Annotated in this window: 17 protein-coding genes; 7 read left to right on the forward strand and 10 right to left on the reverse strand. The window is 38.8% G+C overall.

All coding sequences use genetic code 11. The features are described from left to right. Positions 1 to 378: 4'-phosphopantetheinyl transferase superfamily protein (locus JHD79_RS20025; protein WP_199121134.1), on the forward strand; the 378-nt coding region annotated here is incomplete at its 5' end. Between the two features lie 344 nt (positions 379 to 722). On the opposite strand, the gene dctA is transcribed toward JHD79_RS20025, so the two are convergent. After that, positions 723 to 2,006, reverse strand: coding sequence for a C4-dicarboxylate transporter DctA (gene dctA / locus JHD79_RS20030; RefSeq protein ID WP_199121135.1), 1,284 nt, complete (start codon positions 2,004 to 2,006; stop codon positions 723 to 725). 145 nt (positions 2,007 to 2,151) lie between these two features. On the opposite strand from dctA, the gene JHD79_RS20035 reads away from it, so the two are divergent. Next, a complete protein-coding gene (locus tag JHD79_RS20035; protein ID WP_199121136.1) occupies positions 2,152 to 2,583 on the forward strand; it encodes a hypothetical protein in 432 nt (143 codons plus the stop codon). Between the two features lie 223 nt (positions 2,584 to 2,806). Here the strand turns inward: JHD79_RS20035 and JHD79_RS20040 are convergent, their stop codons facing one another. The 3 genes from JHD79_RS20040 to truA all read right to left on the reverse strand — a co-directional run bounded on the left by JHD79_RS20040 (position 2,807) and on the right by truA (position 8,073). Then, positions 2,807 to 4,963, reverse strand: coding sequence for a S8 family serine peptidase (locus JHD79_RS20040; protein WP_199121137.1), 2,157 nt, complete (start codon positions 4,961 to 4,963; stop codon positions 2,807 to 2,809). A 476-nt stretch (positions 4,964 to 5,439) separates the two neighbouring features. Continuing rightward, the gene (locus JHD79_RS20045) at positions 5,440 to 7,224 is read right to left on the reverse strand and encodes an ABC transporter ATP-binding protein (protein WP_199121138.1); all 1,785 of its coding nucleotides are present in this window, start codon (positions 7,222 to 7,224) and stop codon (positions 5,440 to 5,442) included. A 78-nt stretch (positions 7,225 to 7,302) separates the two neighbouring features. After that, the gene (gene truA, locus JHD79_RS20050; protein WP_199121139.1) at positions 7,303 to 8,073 is read right to left on the reverse strand and encodes a tRNA pseudouridine(38-40) synthase TruA; all 771 of its coding nucleotides are present in this window, start codon (positions 8,071 to 8,073) and stop codon (positions 7,303 to 7,305) included. 199 nt (positions 8,074 to 8,272) lie between these two features. Here truA and JHD79_RS20055 point away from each other — a divergent pair, with 199 nt between their 5' ends. The 3 genes from JHD79_RS20055 (at position 8,273) to JHD79_RS20065 (ending at position 11,570) form a co-directional block, all read left to right on the forward strand. Next, complete coding sequence (locus tag JHD79_RS20055; protein ID WP_199121140.1) at positions 8,273 to 8,728, forward strand: DUF4293 domain-containing protein; 456 nt, start codon at positions 8,273 to 8,275, stop codon at positions 8,726 to 8,728. Between the two features lie 81 nt (positions 8,729 to 8,809). After that, complete coding sequence (locus JHD79_RS20060) at positions 8,810 to 10,087, forward strand: T9SS type A sorting domain-containing protein (RefSeq protein WP_199121141.1); 1,278 nt, start codon at positions 8,810 to 8,812, stop codon at positions 10,085 to 10,087. Positions 10,088 to 10,373: 286 nt separating this feature from the next. Continuing rightward, positions 10,374 to 11,570 (forward strand): T9SS type A sorting domain-containing protein, encoded by a 1,197-nt coding sequence (locus tag JHD79_RS20065; RefSeq protein ID WP_199121142.1) that lies wholly within the window; start codon positions 10,374 to 10,376, stop codon positions 11,568 to 11,570. Positions 11,571 to 11,679: 109 nt separating this feature from the next. On the opposite strand, the gene JHD79_RS20070 is transcribed toward JHD79_RS20065, so the two are convergent. Next, complete coding sequence (locus tag JHD79_RS20070; protein WP_199121143.1) at positions 11,680 to 12,864, reverse strand: retropepsin-like aspartic protease; 1,185 nt, start codon at positions 12,862 to 12,864, stop codon at positions 11,680 to 11,682. Positions 12,865 to 13,280: 416 nt separating this feature from the next. Between JHD79_RS20070 and JHD79_RS20075 the strand changes: the two genes are divergently transcribed. After that, positions 13,281 to 15,173 (forward strand): DEAD/DEAH box helicase, encoded by a 1,893-nt coding sequence (locus JHD79_RS20075; protein ID WP_199121144.1) that lies wholly within the window; start codon positions 13,281 to 13,283, stop codon positions 15,171 to 15,173. Positions 15,174 to 15,277: 104 nt separating this feature from the next. Here the strand turns inward: JHD79_RS20075 and JHD79_RS20080 are convergent, their stop codons facing one another. The 4 genes from JHD79_RS20080 to JHD79_RS20095 all read right to left on the reverse strand — a co-directional run bounded on the left by JHD79_RS20080 (position 15,278) and on the right by JHD79_RS20095 (position 19,912). Further along, the gene (locus JHD79_RS20080) at positions 15,278 to 15,622 is read right to left on the reverse strand and encodes a hypothetical protein (protein ID WP_199121145.1); all 345 of its coding nucleotides are present in this window, start codon (positions 15,620 to 15,622) and stop codon (positions 15,278 to 15,280) included. A gap of 262 nt (positions 15,623 to 15,884) precedes the next feature. After that, a complete protein-coding gene (locus tag JHD79_RS20085) occupies positions 15,885 to 16,886 on the reverse strand; it encodes an NAD(P)H-dependent glycerol-3-phosphate dehydrogenase (RefSeq protein WP_199121146.1) in 1,002 nt (333 codons plus the stop codon). Positions 16,887 to 17,043: 157 nt separating this feature from the next. After that, positions 17,044 to 18,402, reverse strand: coding sequence for an efflux RND transporter periplasmic adaptor subunit (locus JHD79_RS20090; RefSeq protein ID WP_199121147.1), 1,359 nt, complete (start codon positions 18,400 to 18,402; stop codon positions 17,044 to 17,046). 61 nt (positions 18,403 to 18,463) lie between these two features. Continuing rightward, a complete protein-coding gene (locus tag JHD79_RS20095; protein ID WP_199121148.1) occupies positions 18,464 to 19,912 on the reverse strand; it encodes a TolC family protein in 1,449 nt (482 codons plus the stop codon). A gap of 86 nt (positions 19,913 to 19,998) precedes the next feature. On the opposite strand from JHD79_RS20095, the gene JHD79_RS20100 reads away from it, so the two are divergent. Then, entirely contained in the window at positions 19,999 to 20,616 is a 618-nt protein-coding gene (locus JHD79_RS20100) for a polysaccharide deacetylase family protein (RefSeq protein WP_199121149.1), read from the forward strand. 3 nt (positions 20,617 to 20,619) lie between these two features. On the opposite strand, the gene JHD79_RS20105 is transcribed toward JHD79_RS20100, so the two are convergent. Beyond that, positions 20,620 to 21,003, reverse strand: a complete 384-nt coding sequence (locus tag JHD79_RS20105) for a dienelactone hydrolase family protein (RefSeq protein ID WP_199121150.1) — start codon at positions 21,001 to 21,003, stop codon at positions 20,620 to 20,622. Positions 21,004 to 21,039 lie beyond the last annotated feature (36 nt).

Below are 21,039 nucleotides of genomic sequence, written 5' to 3' on the forward strand. Positions count from 1 at the left end.
CCCCCCCCCCCCCCCCCCCCCCCCCCCCCCCCCCCCCCCCCCCCCCCCCCCCCCCCCCCCCCCCCCCCCCCCCCCCCCCCCCCCCCCCCCCCCCCCCCCCCCCCCCCCCCCCCCCCCCACTTTTACGCAGGTCTCGTGGGCTCGGAGATGTGTATAAGAGACAGTTTTTATGCCATGTGGACCAGAAAGGAAGCCTTACTAAAAGCCAGTGGCGAAGGCATCAGCAACAACCTGCATCTTATCGAATGCCTTAACGAACATCTGGAAAGGGAAAAAGAGGTATTTAAAATGCGCACTTTCATTATCGATGAAAGCTATGTTGCCAGCATTGCCACTACCTTAGACCAAAAAGAGCTGTTTTTTTGGAATTGGAAATAAACGGGATTTCTTTCTTTGGCCCCTACGTTACATTGATCGCAAACTTATCGAACGATAGGAATCATTGATTTAGAGCAAGTTTTACCAATACAGAAAAAAGACCGGGCCTTGATTTAAATGGCTTTCAAAATCTATTCGTCCACCTAGAAAGCTGTGAGGTCTGGCCTTAAATCTTGATAGAATAATATTGATAAACAAAAAACACACCGAATATTAGATTAGTTTTTATATGTTGCCCTTATCTTCCTATGACCAAATCATCTAGAATCAAAAAAGCATTAACCCTTTTAAGCACTAATCAACCTAAATTATACGATGACAACAATCACTTTTTAGACTCTTTGCTATTTTTCAAGAATATTCTCCTCTTCGGCCCTTTCAATTGCTGCTGGACTAACTGCCCTCAAATACTTCGCTTCATCAAATTCATTCTCACTTTTAGCAATTACAATTGAAGCGATCCCGTTTCCAATCATATTGGTAATGGCCCTAGCTTCGCTCATAAACCTATCTACCCCCAACAGGATAGCAATATGCTCTACAGGCATAATTTTCAAGGCAGTTAAAGTACTGGCCAGCACAATAAAACCGCTTCCCGTTACCCCGGCAGCACCCTTACTGGTCACCATCAGCACCAACATAATTGACAATTGTTCGCCAATACTCAGGTCAATACCGAATACCTGTGTTAAAAAGATTACTGCCATGGCCAGATAAATAGAAGTACCATCAAGGTTGAACGAATAGCCCGTAGGAATAACCAAACCTACTACCGATTTATCGCAGCCAATATCTTCCATCTTTTTCATCATACTTGGCAGTACCGATTCCGAGGAAGAAGTACCCAGTACGATCAGAATTTCCTGACGAATATACTTTAAATACTTCCATAAACTGAACTTGTAATACCGGCAAATGGCATTTAATACCACAAATATGAACAAGAAGCAGGTAAGATAGACAGCCCCCATTAACTTGGCCATCGGCAGTAGGGTGTGCAATCCAAACTTACCAACACTATAGGCCATTCCACCAAAGGCACCTAATGGGGCCAGCCTCATAATCACCTTCATCATATTAAACAGTACCTTGGCTATTTTGTCGAAGGTAACCAATAGCGATTGGCCCGTCTGTCCCATTTTGCTCAACCCATAACCAAACAAGATGGCAAAGACCAAGATCTGCAAGATTTCGCCCTTGCTAAAGGCTTCAAAAATATTCTTTGGAAAGATATGGGCAATAAATTCGAGCCAATTGATAGATCCCGCCTGCTCGGTATAAGCGGCCATTTTTGCCACATCTCCTTCTGGCACCTTTACGCCTACTCCAGGTTTCAGCACATTGGCTACTAGCAACCCAATGGCTATAGCTATAGTGGTTACGATTTCGAAATAGAGCAGGGCTTTGCCCCCTACAATGCCTACTTTTTTCATATCGCCCATGTGGGCTATACCCAGCACTATGGTAAAAAATATAATTGGGGCAATGAGCATGCTGATCATATTGATAAAACTCTTGCTAATGAGTTCGGCATGTGGGGCAAATGCAGGGTAAATGACCCCCACCAAAATACCCAGTGAAATGGCTACAAGAACCTGAAACGTTAGATTAGATATGATTTTCTTCATTTGTTGTGTTGGTTTGAAGCTGGAAATATAAAAACTATTTTAAACACTGACCGTAAAGAATATAAGATTCGGTGAAAAAATATTAGTTTTTGATAAAAAAACACAAGCAATTTTGTTTTGTATATTTGCATATATCAAAATAGCAATGGGTAAATTAAAGTTTGTTTTCTTCTGCTTGATTATTCTGGGTATTATGGGCTATGCCTGTAAAAAAATAGAAGTGGACGACAAAACTCTTGTAGAACGTAAATTCGTAGGCCGATGGCCTCTAAAAACGCATATTGAAATCGATTTCAAAAATAATGCTATTCTACGTAATGATACGACGAGCTTCACCACTGCCGCTACCATTGATACATTGATCTATACCAGCGACATGAAGTTTACCAAAGGCACCTCTACCGTAAATTATAGCATAGACCCCACTGGGGAAAACATCACTTATACCACTACTCCCGATAGTACCTGGAGAATCAATTTTTTAAGGGTAAACAGCATTATCTTATCTCACCAGCGCGTGGAAACCATTGGAGCCGACAGGTACGTGTACTATGTGGAGGAACAATTAATCAAATAGTTGGTTAAATTTAAAGTGCTGTAAAAACGTAATTTTTCGTTGCTACCCTTATCACATCTTATTCTTCTTGAAGCTTTCCAGTTAAAAAACTGGCCCTCCAATCTACGTTAATTTGTTTTTTAGCAGTTCCTACGACTTTTACCTGAGACTTAAGTTTCAAAATAAAAAGGCCATCTCCTTATTTTTGAGACAGCCTATTTTAAAAATTGTGACCGTTTTCTATTTAATGTCTTATCAATATTTGACTTTTATATACATTTCCATTTTCTAAAATATGGAGAAAATACGTACCATTCGGTAAATCTCTTGTATCAGCAATTAGTTCACGTCCAGCATTCCTACCACTAAGTCTAACTGACCCTTTTTGATCATAAAGTTTAACTGAAAAATTAAAATCTTTTTTAGATAAAAACCTAGAGTCTGTCTGTTTAACAACTTTTAGTTTTCCGGAAGCAGGATTAGGACTTACTATAAATAATTTATTCCAGTTACAATTACCTACGATTACTTCTAAATAAAACACATCATTACTCCAACCGCATGCATTTTTCACCTTTACGGGAACATACAATGTACCTGTAAAGTATGGATTAATATAATAATCGAAGATTACTCCATTATTTGTCGAAAAGTAAAAATTTGGATCATTATTTACAACTTCAAATTCATATCCAGAATCAATATCAGAATCATTTCCATTATCATCTTTATATTGAAAATTACCTCTAACTTCATAGCCAGCCTCACATATATTTAAAGGATTTACCGGAACACCATAATTAAAATATACAATACCATTCCCAGCATTTGTTGGAACACCCACGAAAATTTTCTTTCGAATGGTATAATTGGAACAACCATTATTGATTATGGCAATAAGTTCAACAATACCATCAACATTTTTTGACAATGTGGCAGATGAACCTGAAGATACAAGCGTAACGTTGCTATTAGATACAGTCCATCCAGCAACTGTACATCCCAAAGGAAGTCCTGTAATATTATATACCTCGGTATTACATAAGTTCTTATTTCCCGTTATCTTTGGTGCGATTGCATTTATTGTCTTAATTGCATTTAAACGACCATAACCAAGTTCGTTGCTACGACCTGCGGTATAAGTGTATCCACCAGTTTTATCCGCATTATTGATCAAGGCAGAACGAATTAATGCAGGTGTTAAATTAGGATCTATCGTGAGCATAAGTGCCGCTACAGCTGATACCATCGGCGCAGCAAATGAAGTTCCGTCACTACTACCATAAGTATTGCTCAGTTGTGTGCTAACAATTCCTACTCCAGGTGCAGAAATTGTTAAATTTGCCCCATAATTAGAAAAGCTTGCACGCTGATCGGCTTGATTAGTTGCACCTACCGAAATCACATTAGTGTTACTAGCAGGATATGTGACAGGCAAGGCTGGCTCAGCATTTCCTGAAGCACAAACCACTAATACATTATTTGCAATAGCATAATTAATTGCAGCATCTATAGCTGCCGTTTGATTTACCGTCAAACTCATTTGTATAACTTTAGCACCATTGTCTACAGCATAGATGATCGCATCATCAATTACCGCTCCGACCGGATTCGTCATACCTATACACAATGACATTATTTGAGCGCCTTGTGAATTATTACCTCCAGCAATACCTGAGATTCCAATAGAATTATTTGTTTTAGCCGATACAATGCCGGCAACATGTGTACCATGAAAAAAAGATGGGAGTGAATTATTAGATGTCAAATCAAAATTCCATCCCTTCCAATCATCTACAAAGCCATTACCATCATCATCAACCCCGTTCCCTGTTATTGGATTATTTGGATTTGACCAAGCGTCTTCACCAGAATTGAGTGCTATGTTTTGATAAGCGTCTGTTCCTAATCCAATGTCTGGATGCATCCAATCCACTCCAGAGTCAACTATTGCAACCTTAATGCAGCTACTTCCCATGGTAAAATCCCAGACATCAAACATACCTATTCGATTAAGATACCATTGATTCCATAAATTAGCATCATTTGGAACAATACTATTATATTTACCAATGGTATTAAGCTCAACATGATCAAACAGCGAGTTTTTAGCAAGACTTCTAGCAAACTCGATAACATCATTATTTTCAGGAACTTTTACATCAGCAAACCCCAATTTGTTAGGTTTTAGTGCTAAAGAAGAACCTAGCTTAATTTCATTGCTGCTAGGTTTTATCACAAAATGTACGGTGATTATTCGATCGACAACATAGTCTTCTTTAGAATACCAGCTTCCATTTTTTTTAAAATATTCTTTCCCACCAAAAACTTGCTTTTCTTGAGCTTTAATTGAATAAAATACACATAGCAGCAATACTAAGAGTAATAATTTTTTCATCATAAAAGATTTAGGTTAAAAATGTATTATTTGAAATTCTCAATTGACAAAAACCATTTACACTAAAAGCACTCTCCGACTACTAAATCGGTTATTTTGAAATCGATATAATTGATATAACATCCATTATATGTAACAGAAAGTCTGGAAAATCTTGAGCAAATAGACTAATATGCAAAGGGATAATAATAACGATTAAACTTAGCCTTTGTGGAGCTTAATATAAAAACCTTGTGGGGTACCAATCGTTTTTTCATACGCATTAATTTAGATAACACTAAATTAACTAACAATATTTACATGTGCAAAGGCATTCGACATGATGTTCCCAAACCTTTAAAAAACTTGAAAACGAACTGCTCCGTAAAGATATGCCATAGGTCTAAGAAAATACCTTGAACAATGTCCCGACATTTATCTTTATCAGGTGGCTTTATATACGCAGTATCCAACAAACCCTTTAATATCTTCAATAAAACTCAATCTTTCGCAATCCCAACCGACGAAAACTGCAAATCGTAGAGGCGTTTATAGTAGCCATCTAGTTTTAGCAATTGTTGGTGCGTGCCCTTTTCCTTAATTTCCCCCTTGTCCAAAACTATAATTTGATCAGCCTTTTGTATGGTTGATAAACGATGTGCTATCACAATGGAAGTTCTATCCTGCATTAATTTATCAATGGCCCTCTGTATCATCATTTCTGTTTCGGTATCCACCGAAGAAGTTGCTTCATCCAATACCAGAATAGAGGGCTGATACACTAATGCCCTAATAAAAGAAATCAATTGGGCCTGCCCGGAAGATAAGGTTGCACCCCGTTCCATTACATTATAATGATATCCCCCCGGCAAACGCTCAATAAAATCATGCGCCCCCACCCTTTTGGCTGCATCTACCACTTCCTCAAAAGTAATTGCAGGATTGTTTAAGGTAATATTATTAAAAATGGTATCTGAAAAAAGGAAGACATCCTGAAGTACCGTAGCAATATTTTTTCGGAGATGGGAAATTTCATATTCCTTAATATCGATCCCATCAATTAGGATCTGTCCCTCCTGTATTTCATAAAAACGATTGAGGATATTGATTGTAGATGATTTCCCTGCGCCCGTTGCGCCCACCAAAGCTACGGTCTGCCCCGCTTCCACTTCAAATGAAATATCTTTTAAAACATATTTGGGGTGTTCTTCCCGATCTTGGTCATAGCTGAACCATACCTGCTTAAATTCAATATTCCCCTCCAGTTTTTGGGGCTTCAGGTTTCCCTTATTCTGAATGATTTCTTGGGTATCCAATACCCTAAAAACTCTTTCTGCGCCCACCATTCCCATTTGCAGGGTATTAAATTTATCTGCCAGCTCCCTAATTGGCCTAAACAGCATATTGATGAACATGATAAAAGTGGTGATGATACCCGGTTCTATTTCGAGTGGATGATTTAAAATCGTTTTCGAACCGTACCAAATCAACAACCCTAACGACATGGCAGAAATAAGCTCCACTACAGGGAAAAAAATTGAATAATACCAATTGGAACGGATGTTAGCATCACGATAACGGGTATTGATCTTCTTGAACTTCTTATACTCCTGATCTTCCCTAGCAAAATATTGAATGATGGCAATACCGCTGATGTGCTCCTGTAAAAACGTATTCAGGTTAGACACTTCAGCCCTCACTTCCTGAAAGGCTACTTTGATCGCCTTTTGAAAAATCCGCGTAGCGATAATCAAAAATGGCATAGGAACAAGCACCACTAAGGTTAGCTTCCAATCTTGATAAAGCATGATCCCTATAATGACGATCACCTGCAATAGATCGCCTATCATGGCGATCAGACCTTCTGAAAAAATATCGGCAATGGTTTCCAGGTCTGAAACCGTACGGGTAATTAACTGGCCTATGGGTGTTTTATCAAAATATTTCAGTCTGAGCCTGGTAATGTGATTAAACACATTGATCCGCAAATCTCTTATGGCAGATTGTCCCAGTTTATTGGTTAACAAGGTATGCGCATATTGAAAGCCAGTTTGCAGTACCAATAGCACGAGCATAATGATGATCATGTTCAACAGCCCATCACCATCGCCTTTTAATATATATTTATCTAAGGTATAACCAATTAAGATTGGCCTTACAGGTGCCACAGCTGCTAAAAGTATGGTCAACAGAATAGACCAAACAAAAATAGCACGGTAGGGCCTTACGTAGGCCATCACGCGTTTCAGCAAGCTAAAATTAAATGCATCACCTGTTACTGCCATGTTCTTAATTTTGAATGAATAAGTTTTTAAAGAGTGAAGGTTTGACCAACATCTCCTTCTTGATTATTATATTATTGGTCACACTGTTATGCTATCATCTTTTACGTATGGATATTCTACCGCAACCAAGTAAAGTCCACAAGCTGGCACAGACTGCCCTGCCTTGCTCCTATTCTTGCTTTCTATAATCTTTACCACGTCATTAGTGTCAATTTCGCCCTTACCTACCATAATCAAAGTACCTACGATGGCCCGCACCATATTTCTTAAAAATCGATCGGCTTTGATCGTAAATACCAGACCATCGCCAATACACTCAAATTTGGCATGGCTAATTTTACAGTTGTTGGTAAAGGTTTGGGTGTTTGACTTGCTAAAACAGGAAAAATCTATATAATCTAATAGCACTGCCGCTGCCTCATTCATCCTATCCACATCCAATTGCCCCTTATAAAGCCAAGACCGATCAATTTTGAAGGGATCTTTATGAAAGTGGAGATGATATTGATAAGCTCTTGCCGTAGCATCGAAACGAGCATGCGCATTGGGCGCTACGGTAAAAATAGTATTTACCGCTATGGTATAGGGCAAGAGGGCATTAATGCCCGGAACAGCTGCAGCTATTTGTTGATCGCTTATCTCATGTAAATCTGCATGCGCATAAAATTGTGTAGCATGCACCCCTGCATCGGTACGTCCACAGCCTAACGTGGCAACTTCTTGTCTGAAATAGGTGCTCAATGCCTTATTCAAACAGGCTTGCACGGTAATCCCATTTGGCTGAATTTGCCAACCATGAAACGAAGTACCATTGTAACTTAGGGCTATGAAATATCTTTTTGTGTTCAAGGCTGTAAAAATAGCGAAAGAACAAGGAATAAAGAATAGAGAGGAAAGATAAAAGAACAAGGAGCAAAGAGTAAGGAGTAAAGAGGAGGGAGCAGAGAGCAGAGATGGTACATAAACATTAAATTTAGCTGCCTTGCTCATTATTCCTTAAATCTTTTAACACAAAAAGTTAAGTTTGTAAAAAATATAAGAACCGATTATGATTCAAAGAATTCAATCTATTTGGCTTTTACTGGCTGCCCTTACCATTCTATGTTTATTATTTGTCCCTGTTTTTACCGCCAACAGCGGAGAGACTCATTATACCCTGTATGGAAGTGGTTTAAAATGGCACGGAAGTGATGTACGAGACAGCTCCACAAACCTTCCCCTTGCGATCAGTACTATTTTGGCGGGATTGATCAGCCTGATCAATATCTTCAACTTTAGAAACCGCAGCTTGCAAAAACGCATTGCCACCTTAAATATCATACTCATTTTGGGCTTATCTTTCTGGTTATCGCAATTGGGCAGGCAAATTCCAGGGGGACTAGAAAAGGCAACCATTGGCGCAGGTCTTTTCCTGCCTTTAATTGCCATTATCTTTACCTTATTGGCCATCAAGGGCATCAAGCATGATGATCAATTGATCCGCTCGGCAGATAGGCTACGTTAAAATGCCATTAAAATACCAAAAGGTATTTGCCTATACATTAGTTTTTTATTAGCTTTAATATAAACACTTAACCCACTTATTATGAAAAAACTTTTACTTTCTTTATTCTTTATTGCTGGAATTGCTGTTGCAGGACATGCGCAAATTTTTTCGCAGAACTTCCCTACAGATGGTTTAGCCAGTCAATATGTTGATGCCTTGGGCTTTGCCTCTAACAAATTTACCGGCATAAGCAATAATACTAATGCTCCATCTTCGGTAACTGGAGGAAAACTTACTTTTACTAAAACAGGTAGCAGTGGAGCTTATTTTGCACAAACAGTCAATATGAATTCCCAAGTGTTGATTGTAAAATTCGATTTTGCAGTTTCTGGCCAAGTAGCCAGTGGCACAAGCGCATTAATATTTCATGTTGGCAATAACTTATTAAATAATGGTACCGTGATAACCCCAGCAGCTGGAGCTAACAGTCGATTTAGCATAAACTATGAAGCTACTGCAGGTGCATTTTCCATAAGAGATTATGGGAACGGTGCTAATTCTGCTAATACTTATACTGGAGAAAAAACTATAACCTTTGCTGTAAACAACAAATCTTCTCAAATAAGCTATACTTCTCCTGCTGGAAGTATAGAAACATTACCTGCTAACACTTGGGATTTATGGATAGGAACAGATAAAGCCTTTAACGACATAGCAGTAGAAAATAGCTCTAATCCTTTGTCCAACTTTAAATTAACAATGCAAAGTAGTGTTCCAAATGCAGTAATTACATTTGACAACTTCACCATTATCAATGAAACTGATGCCTCTGTTCTCCCCGTATCCCTAACCTCCTTTACGGCCAAGGCCAATCTACAAAATGTTGACCTGGCCTGGAGCACAGCGGGCGAAAAAAACAATTCCCATTTCGATATCCTACGCTCTGGCGATGGCAAGACCTTTACCAAAATTGACGAGGTAAAAGGTGCCGGAACTACAGATGCTACCAAAAACTACACCTACATTGACAGAAATGCCCTTCCGGGCATAAGCTACTACCAATTGAAACAGGTAGACAACGACGGCACCCCAAGCCTCTCTGATGTTGCCGTTGTGAAATCCAATGTAGCGGCCAGCAACTTCAAGGTGGTGGCCAGCAAGCAAGAAAGCGCTGTTAAACTCAGTGTTTTTGCGGCCACCGAAGGCAAGGCCACATTTAAGATCTACGACTTGAACGGCCGAAAACTGGCAGACCAACAGCTGACCTTGAGCAAAGGCTACAGCAATGTATCTGTACCTTTCAACGGCACAACAGGTTTGCATATTGCCACACTGACCACGGCCAACGAGACCGTTAGCCAGAAATTTATCAAATAATTAGTTTAAGATTTACGAAGTTAGCCTTCGTTAAACCTGATTATAGCTCAAAAACCAGTTCTTAAATAGAACTGGTTTTTTTTATGACCGTATCTTATTTAAGGGTTGTTTATATTACCTTACCCCACATGCTCTTTCGGTTCAAAGCCCATGTCCATAAAGACGCGTCCTTCCGAGACCAAAAAAACATAAGCATTTTACTATCAAACAATTAGACACACATTATTGTTAACACAGATAAATCTTTAATCTAATTAACATAGTACTTACCATAAAAACCAATTTTATGAAAAAACTTTTACTCCTCTTATTTGCATTATTATTTGTCAATAAGGTATTTCCACAGGTCATTATTGCCAAATGGACTTTTGAATCAACCTCTCTCCTTAATCCCTCTACTGGTCAGACACTTCCCATATCTGGCAGCTCCATTGCCGATGAGGGTGTCAATGCTGCCACTTCTTCTTTTACCGGCCTGCATAATGCATCCAGCACCTGGGCAACTCCTTCTGGTAATGGATCTAGTCAAAGTATCAGTAGTAATAACTGGACCACCGGAGATTATTATGAATTTAAAACCTCCACAACAGGCTACAACAATATTTTTCTGAGCTTCGATGCTTTTAGCAGCAACTCGGGCCCTAGAGACTTTAAAGTTCAGTACAGCATAGACAATGGAGGCAATTGGACAGACGTACCCAACTCTATTACCAATGCCACCTACATTACCAATGCTGCAAACGCATCTGGTTGGGCAAATGTTGGCAGAAACTCCACCTTTATAAAAACGCTGAATATGAGCCCCATAACTGCTTTAAATAACCAAGCGTCAGTTTCTTTTAGGCTTGTATGCAACAGTAACACTTCGGTAAGCGGGGGTACCGTTGGGACAGCGGGAACGAGCAGGGTAGATAATGTAACTATTTCAAATTACGAAGTTCTCCCCGTATCCCTAAGCTCCTTTACGGCCACGGCCAATCTACAAAATGTTGACCTGGCCTGGAGCACAGCGGGCGAAAAAAACAATTCCCATTTCGATATCCTACGCTCTGGCGACGGCAAGACCTTTACCAAAATTGACGAGGTAAAAGGTGCCGGAACTACAGATGCTACCAAAAACTACACCTACATTGACAGAAATGCCCTTCCGGGCATAAGCTACTACCAATTGAAACAGGTAGACAATGATGGCACCCCAAGCCTTTCTGATGTTGCCGTTGTGAAATCCAATGTAGGAACCAGCAATTTTAGGATATTCTCCAATAAACAAGAAGGCACTGTTAAACTCATTATTTTTGCTGCAAATGAAGGCAAAGGCTCACTTAAAATCTATGATTTAAATGGCCGTAAATTAACGGAGCAGCAATTGAGCTTGAGTAAGGGATATACCAATGTTTCGGTACCTTTTAATGGTGCCAACGGCTTACATGTAGCCTCATTAACTACAGCCACAGAAACAGTTACTCAGAAATTTATTCAATAACTGTTTTAGACTTACGAAGTTTTAAAAACTTCGTAAGTCTGTAAAATAAAAAAGCCAGTTCTTGATGAACTGGCTTTTTTATTGCATCTCCTTTAATAAAGAATTGCAATTATTGTTTATTGATGGTGACCTTACTAACTACCCCACTAGCGTTCTGCACGGTTAAAGTAGCTTCAGTTTTTCCTTCAAATATTTTTGTTTTTACAATTAAATCGCATAGCGCTAGATGACTATAATCCACCTCATCTATAGCGAGAACCTGATCATTAACGTTAATCTTATCTTTCAACTTCTCATCCCATATTATTCCAATGAATGCTTTATTATCTTTCGGAATGATAGATACTGGAAATGACCCAGCATACAAATCAACAACAGCTTCAAAAGGTTCGAAGTAGAATTTTTTGTTCTTATAATCAAGCGTCACGCTTCCATATTGTAGCAGATCTGATCCCATTCTGGAATTATCGCTCGCAGTACTCTGTACAGATACATTTTTTAAAATAGCGCCATTAATATCTAATTCAGGAATGCGTAACCGATACTGCACGGCATCATTTTCCATACCATGTATACCAATTGTATTGCTTCCTTTCGATTTTGCGACTAAGCTGAAGATATTTTCCTTTTCAAATACGGTATAATGTTTAAGTGCTAATGAGTACAATCCCTCCATACCTGTATCAAACAAAAGCTGCACCACACCACTATTTTTACCTCTCACCTTGGTCTTGAAAAAAGGAGAGCTTTGTGAAGGTGTTAAAAATAAATCCGAGGATTGTTTCTTTTTTAATTTTAACTTTTCTGGCTGATCAGTAAGTATTATTTTGTGTTCTTTTGATAAAAAACTGATGGTAGAATTTCTGAGCATATTGCTCCCAATAAATCCATCGACTTTATGGCAATCTAAAATTAACGGATCTTTTGCCACAAGAGTTGGAATATCATTAAAAACCACATTACCTAAAGTGATTTCATTTAAGCTTACAATCGTTAAGCTATCCACTTTGCCATTTCCATCTCCTACGGGAACCTTCCTTAGCACTTTCGGCTTTAACTCATCAAATAGCACTTTTGTAATCATGTTAGGTGCTCCAGTATCCAGAATAAAGCGATACTCTTTGCCTTTAATTGTTGCTTTTACAATGAGCTTTCCTCTTACACTTTCATAACTAACTTCTGTAAAATATTCTTTTTGATTAGTACCCCCTTGATTTAAGGTAAATTGTTCTTGTGCGTAAGAGCGCTCGGTAAAAAGGCTGAGAGCGATGGCGACGAAAAGTATTCTTATCATTTAGATTGGTGTTAAAACTACTAATATAGTAAAATCTCCTAAGGATCATTTTTCGATGGTTTTCAAGTTTAAACTCGTGTTAGAAACACAGGTAAAATTGTAGCAGACCAATGCATTATAGCCCCGATTGAAGCGAAAACACTTTTTGCAGCATTTGCTTATTTAAACCTCGAAGGTTTTGAAAACCTTCGAGGTTTGGTGATATAGACTTAAAAAAGGTTGAAGCGAAAAGCGGGACTTCCTATAGCAGAAAGCACTACAAATGTGCTCCCAAACTCGTTCAAGAGCTTTTAAGCAAAACAACAACTATTTAACCTTCTTATTTACAATTTATTAGCCAAAAAACTAATTCGCCGTAACACTATAAATTACCAATTATTAGCAGTACCTTTGCGCCTTAATTTAAAAATGTTATAATGATAAACCCATTTAGTAAATTGGGGATAAGTGATGACGTTGTTAATGCCGTAAAAGAGCTAGGATTTGAAAACCCTACGCCTATTCAGGAGCAATCTATTCCTGTACTGTTAGAAGGTAGTAACGACTTTGTTGGTTTGGCCCAAACAGGAACAGGAAAAACAGCCGCATTTGGTTTGCCGCTGTTAGAATTAATAGACTTTAAGAGCAATAAGCCGCAGGCCCTCATTTTGTGCCCTACGCGTGAGCTATGTCTGCAGATTGCAAACGACATCAAGAATTTCTCTAAAAACACGCCTAATGCACACGTGGTTGCCGTTTACGGTGGCGCGAACATTATGCAACAGCTACGCGAAATACGCAATGGCGTACAAGTAGTAGTGGCCACGCCCGGCCGTATGTTAGACATCATTGGCCGTAAAGCCATCGATTTTTCTAATGTTAAATATGTAGTATTGGATGAGGCAGATGAAATGTTGAACATGGGCTTCCAAGAAGACATTAACGATATTTTATCGACGACACCAACCGATAAGAAAACATGGTTATTCTCTGCAACGATGCCTCCCGAGGTTCGTCGCATAGCTAAAAACTACATGGAAAACCCTGTAGAATTAACCATGGGCACCAAGAATACGGGTAACGTAAACATCGAACACGAATATTATATTGTTCGTGCCCGCGACAAATACGCTGCCTTGAAACGGATTGTAGATTTTAATCCTGAAATTTTCGCAGTAGTATTCTGTAAAACCAAAATGGATACGCAAGACGTTGCCGAGCATTTGATTAAAGATGGTTACAATGCCGATTCTTTACACGGAGATTTATCTCAACAACAGCGTGACAAGGTTATGCAACGTTTCCGCGACCGTAACATGCAGTTGTTAATTGCTACAGATGTGGCCGCTCGTGGTATCGATGTAAACAATGTAACCCACGTAATCAATTATTCTTTACCTGATGAAATTGAAAGTTACACTCACCGTTCTGGCCGTACTGGCCGTGCAGGTAAAACCGGTGTTTCCATCTGTATCATCAACTCTAAAGAAACTGGCAAGATCCGTCAGATTGAAAGAATTATTGGCAAACAATTTACAAAAGCAGAATTGCCTACAGGTTTTGATGTTTGTGAAAAACAATTGTTCTCTTTAATTCACAAGGTTCACAACGTGGAAGTAAATGCTGAACAAATCGATCAGTACATTCCAAGAATTATGGATGAATTTGCAGCGTTAAGCAAAGAAGATATCATCAAAAAATTTGCTTCGCTAGAGTTTAACCGTTTCTTAGATTATTATTCTAAAGCACCAGACCTAAACATCAGTGCCGATGAAAGAGAAAGAGGAGAACGTGGCGAAAGAGGGGAACGTGGTAGCAGAGGTGCCGTAAACGCAGACTATACCCGTTTATTTATCAACGTTGGTTCTGTTGACGAATTTACAAGAGGTGACTTATTGGGCTTTGTTTGCAACAACGGAAAAATTAGTGGAAAAACGGTAGGTAAAATAGACCTAAAAGGTGTTTTCTCTTTCATTGAGGTTGAAAATGCATCTGCTGAAGCTTTATTGGCCAACTTTAAAGATGTTCAATTTAATGGCAGAGATGTTAGAATTGAAGTAAGTGGAGAAGCCAGCAGTAGTAGTAGCCGTGGCGGTGGTGGAGATAGAAGACGTAGCGGCTTTGGCGGTGGAGAAAGAAGAAGTGGAGGTTATGGCGGCGGAGAAAGAAGAAGTGGTGGGGAAAGAAGAAGCAGCGGTGGAGGTAGTGGAAGACGTGAAGGTGGAAATAGTGGTGGCGGATTTAGAGATTTTTCTGGGCGCAGCAGAGAAGAAAGAAGCGGCGGCGGCAGACGTGAAGGTGGCAGCGGCGATAGAAGACGCAGATCATAGTTCTCAGATAACAGTTATTAAAAAACCCTCACAAAAATTTTTGTGAGGGTTTTTTATTTCAATTTATAGGTTTATATCCAAAACCATAAAATACCAACTGCAAACTAGTGTGCTGGTTTATTCCTAATCTGACTAGCTTTGAGGTAAACTTTTCCTCCTTTTTTGTTAATATAAAATTTACGGTTCTTGCCATCAATATAAACATCAGAACCATCGGGCGCCATTTTTCCTTTATAGGTTTTATCCACCACTTTTGCACTGCCTTTAACGGCAACTTCTGCCGTTTTATTTCCAACTGCAGAAGCTCCTTTTTCTACAGCTTTACCTGTTTTCTGCAAGGCTTTGCCAACTTCTGTTTTTTTCTCTTTTTTTTCCTGTGCATTAGTATTCACCGAATACAAAGCAAAAACTGCTACAGCAGCTAGGCCTAAAACATATCTCTTTTTCATGTTAACAGATTTTAATTTCATATACAACAAACCAAAGGTACGTTTAGTTTGAATGGCTAAAACCTATCTATCCAATAGTTTAATGAATGGACATGAGTGCAGTCTCAAAAAATTAAAGGATGAAGAACCTCAGATAGTGATCCCAGAAATAGGATCGTCAGAAAAGCAGCCTCTACACTACATAGTTATGCCCAAAAGCACATTAAAGACGCTATGCTAAAAAATGAAGGGAAGCATACCATAAATCCCTAGGCCTTAAAGGCTAGCTTAACTTTTCCGTTAACATTTTCATTTCTACATAGGGCGATTTTTTTTCATACAGGATATGGTACACGGCCATACAAATAGGCATATCAACCTTATATTTTTCATTAATATGGTACATGGAATTTGCAGCGTAATAACCTTCGGCAATCATGTTCATCTCTAACTGGGCAGATTTAACGGTATAACCCTTTCCAATCATATTTCCAAATGTACGATTGCGGCTAAACTGCGAATAAGCGGTTACCAATAGATCGCCCAAATAGGCCGACTCTTTAATATCCCTTTCTATAGGATGTACAGCATCTACAAATCGTTTGATTTCCTTAATGGCATTAGATATAAGTACTGCCTGAAAATTATCGCCATAGCCTACCGCGTGGCAGATGCCGCTAGCCACCGCATAAATATTTTTGAGTACCGCAGCATATTCCGTCCCAAAAATATCATCCGAAATATTGGTCTTAATATACCTTGTATTTAGAAATCCAGCAAACACAGCCGCCAATGCCACATCCATACTGGCAATGGTAAGATAAGACAATTTCTCCAAGGCTACTTCCTCGGCATGACAAGGCCCACTGATGACTACAATATCCTCATAGGGAACATCAAATTTTTGGTGAAGGAAATCACCTATGATCAAGTTATCATCGGGCACAATACCTTTGATAGCCGAAATGATCTTTTTGCCCTTGAGCTCTTTTGAGCTAATCTCTTTTAAAGTTTCCTTTAGAAAGGCAGCCGGCACATTTAAGATCACATAATCTGCCTGGGCAATAATATATCGAATGTCTGATGAAACATTTTCGGCAGCAACCTTTATTTCAACGGCACTTAAGTAACTTGGATTATGCCTATAGGTTTTGATATGTGAAATCGCTTCTTCATTCCTCATCCACCAAAAAATCTCCTTTTCCGAGGAATTATCAGACAACATCTTAGTGATTGCCGTAGCCCAGCTTCCACCACCAATCATTGCTATTTTAGGTCCTGTCATTTTATATAAAGTAATAAATTCAAAGCTTACTGTAATCCATCTTCACCAACCTACCTCTTTAAACAGCAAGGCAAATCAAAAAGGTTTAAGTCATTGCAAAAATTTGCAACTACTTAAACCTTCGTCAAAAATACTTAAATATTATGATTTGTATCGACTACTTTTTACCTCCAGCACTAAACAGCTTATCCTTAGTCGTTTGTTCTACCTTCATTCCATCTTTCAATTTATTTTGAACGGCAGAATAAGGTCCCGATACAATTTCCTGCCCTACCTTTAGACCAGTTTTTATAATAATATATTGATCGTTTTGTATGCCAGTACTTACTTCTTCCTTCTTAACCGTAGAGGTCTTGCTGTCGAACAGGTAAATATATTGTTTAATTTTTTTGTCGTTCAACTTACTTTTTTGTTTTTCGGTGTTTTGGCTAGTATTGGCACCCTCATTTTGTTCAGCACCTTTATTACTGGCCGTAAAAACACTCTGTATAGGAACTGCCAATCCTTTAACCGTTTCACTTTCAATATCAACCGTAGCCGAAAGTCCTGGTCTAAATGGCGAAGGCAGATCTTTTGCACCTCCTTTAACTGAACTATATGATTCAGACAATAACCTTACCTTAACTGAAAAATTGGTTACCTGATCTACCGATGTGGTGGTAGTCCCTACATTGGTAGAAGAACTGGCTATTTCGGTTACTATTCCCCTAAATTTCTTATCGGCAAAGGCATCAACCTCAACGGTAGCACTATCACCCACGTGAACACGGTTAATGTCATTTTCATTTACATCCACATTCACTTCCATAGTGGTAAGATTGGAAATACGCATAATTTCTGTACCTGCCATTTGCGCTGTTCCCAAAATACGATCGCCAAGCTCAATAGAAAGCTTAGAGACCACCCCATCAACTGGCGCATAAATAGTGGTCCTTGCTAAATTGGCACTTGCCTCTTTTACATTAGCCCCCGATTGCTCCAAGCCAAACTTTGCACCGGTAACGTTTTCTTTAGCACTGGCCAAAGTAGATTTTGCTGTTAAATAGGCTGCCTTGGCTGCATCAAATTCAGATGCCGAAATCACCTTTTTATTATATAACTCTACATTTCTTTTATAAGTTGCATCGGCATTTTCAAAATTGGCCTGTGACTGTATCAACTGTTGTTGAGAAGCCGCAACACTCGCTTTTTGTGAATTATAGGAAGCTACAGCACGCTCATAGCCCGACTGTAAGATATCTGGCCTTACCTTACACAAAAGCTGACCTTTTTTAACCACGTCGCCCTCTTTCACCAAAAGTTCTGTAACCTCTCCAGAAACTTCAGAACTTAACTTAACTTCTGTTTCTGGCTGTATCTTACCACTTGCCGTTACGGTTTCTATAATCGTTTTCTCGCCTGCCTTTTCAACAGTTACCTTTTCGATTTCTTCTTTGCCTATTACGCCGGCAAATTTTAAAATGATAAGCAGCAACACGACTACGCCTATACCTATTAAAATGTGTTTTAGTTTCATAAAAAATATTAAGTATGTTTAGCTCCCACCTATCTACAAGTTACAATGAGAATCTCTTTTATTAAAATACAATTTGTTTGCCCAAATAATAATCAATCACCTTAGCTTTAAACAAGAGATCGTATTTGGCCTGTATCATATCTATTTCTGCTTTATTTCTATTGGTCAATGCTGTACTATATTCCAATGAATTGACCAAACCTACGTTATAACGTTGTTCAATTACATAGAAAGCATCTTTTTGTGCCGAAAAAGCATTGCTGGTAGATTCATATCTACTTTCGGCAGCTTTTAGGTCGGCAACAGCCTGATAAACTACCTTATTCAAATTATTCTTGGTCAACTGCTCCTGAACCTGAGTGTTTTGATAGCTGATCTTTGCCCTTCTCACGTTTGATCTTGCCGAAAAACCATTAAATAAAGGAATAGAAAGGTTGAATCCTACATATTGGTTAAAGTTGTCTTTAATCTGAGAAGAAAATTTCTGATTGGCATAAGTAGTGAGGTAGCTGTCGGTTACGACAATCTCATTTGAGGTTTGTGTTCTCCCTATTTCTTTTAAGCCATTTAGCGTAACTGATTCTATATATTGACGACTACTAGAGTAATTGGTCCCTGTTCCACCTCCAAACGACAAACGTGGATAATAAGTACCCCTTGCCACATCAATTGCCTTTTCAGCAGCCTCTGTTCTTAAAGCAGCCAGCTTAATATCAGGAAAAGTGCTCAAAGCATTGTTGTAAACCTCAAATGCATTATAGTTACTTTTTGCAGCCACTTTAATATCGGTAAGCGGGGCCTGTACATTAAATTGATGATCTGAAGGCAACTCCATTAGCTGATTGAGCGTAAGGTAAGAAATACTAAGGTTATTTTGGGCATTGGTTACCTCCAATTCAGAGTTGGCTACCTGCGATTTCGCCTGCGAAACATCTGCCAGAGTCTTATTTCCAACATCCAAAAGCTGCTGTTGTTGGCTCAACTGTTGTTTGGCCACTATCAATTGGGCATCCGCAGCCTTTAGCAAATCCCTATTGAACAAGATTTGCATATAGGACGTAACCACTTGTAAGATTAAATCGTTCTTAACCTTTTCTATATTGGTCTTATCCGCATCAAGCAAAAGTTTATTTTGCTTGATCTGATTTATTTTTTGCCAGCCTGCAAACAAATCTACACTGGCAGATAGGTTACCGCTGGCCGAATTAAACTGTTGACTTATATATTGATTGGTTGAAGGGTCTATACTCCTACCAAAATTTCTGTTGAAACTGGTGCTGGCATTTAAAGAGGGCAGCAATGCATTTTTTGACTGCTTAAAGCTTTCATCGCTAAGTGCCGTACTGAACTGAGCCTGTTTTATCTGTAGGTTATTTTTCAGGGCATTATCAATGGCCTGTTGTATGGTAATAACTTCTTGGGCAATACTTTTGTTTGCCAAAGAAAAGACACTTACGGTTAATGCAAGTAAGAATTTCAATAATAGGCCAAAATTGGGACGATGATTCATAAAAATTTGTTTCACAATAATAAATAAACAATAGGTTGATTTTTGTAAATTTTTAAGTACAGCCCATAAATGATTACATTTACCGCATGTACTTTGTTAGGCCACCTTTTTTTCTCAAATGGTATTATCCAGATCTAATCTGGAATAAAACAACCGCTGAAAAAACTGTTTATCTCACATTTGACGATGGCCCTATACCAAATGTTACAGATTTTGTATTAAATACCTTAAAAAGCTTCAATGCCAAGGCTACTTTTTTTTGCATCGGCGAAAATATCAGCAAACATCCCCAAGTTTTCGACCGTTTAAAATCTGAGGGACATACCATCGGAAACCATACCTACAACCACCTAAAAGGATGGAAAACCGATGATCAACACTATATTGACAATTTCCTGAAATGCCAGGATCTTACTCAAACCCAATTGTTTCGTCCACCTTATGGCAGAATTAAAAAATCGCAGATCGCTGCATTAAAATCTAAAAACATCAACCTGACAATTGTAATGTGGGATGTACTCAGTGGTGATTTTGACCTTTCGCTCTCTCCAGAAACATGTTACCAGAACGTTGTTAAAAATGTACGGAATGGTTCCATTATTGTTTTTCATGACAGTTTAAAAGCCTTTGATCGTTTGCAATATGCACTACCTAATGCCTTAAAGTATCTAACTGAAAATGGTTATCAATTTGGCACACTTTAACAATTATTTCGATCCTATCCAATCGAATGCAAATTGGTTTACCTCATCACTCCTATCCGTATTAACCTCTTTTCCATCTACCATCCCTTTCTCCTGAAAATAATGGTTACAGTTGGGATAAACCTTATAGTCCAAGTTTTTCTTTCCCTGCCTTAAAAATTCAAGTTTCGCATAATCCATATTAATAATATTTTGGTTATTATCCCTTCCTCCTGCCACATACAAAATCGGGATAGATAGTTTCAGCATGTTTTCCAAAGGGCTTATCCTAGTAAAGCTACTCCATTTGAGATAGGTTTCGCCATACCACTTTTTATTGGTGCTATTGGGCGAGGCAAGGTTAAAAGTGGAAAGAAATGAACTCACGGCAGACGAGGGGCAATACATTGTAGATTCGCTTTACAGGGAGTATGAGAAAATTTA

The sequence above is a fragment of the Pedobacter sp. ASV28 genome (genome assembly GCF_016428855.1).
Lineage (GTDB): Bacteria > Bacteroidota > Bacteroidia > Sphingobacteriales > Sphingobacteriaceae > Pedobacter.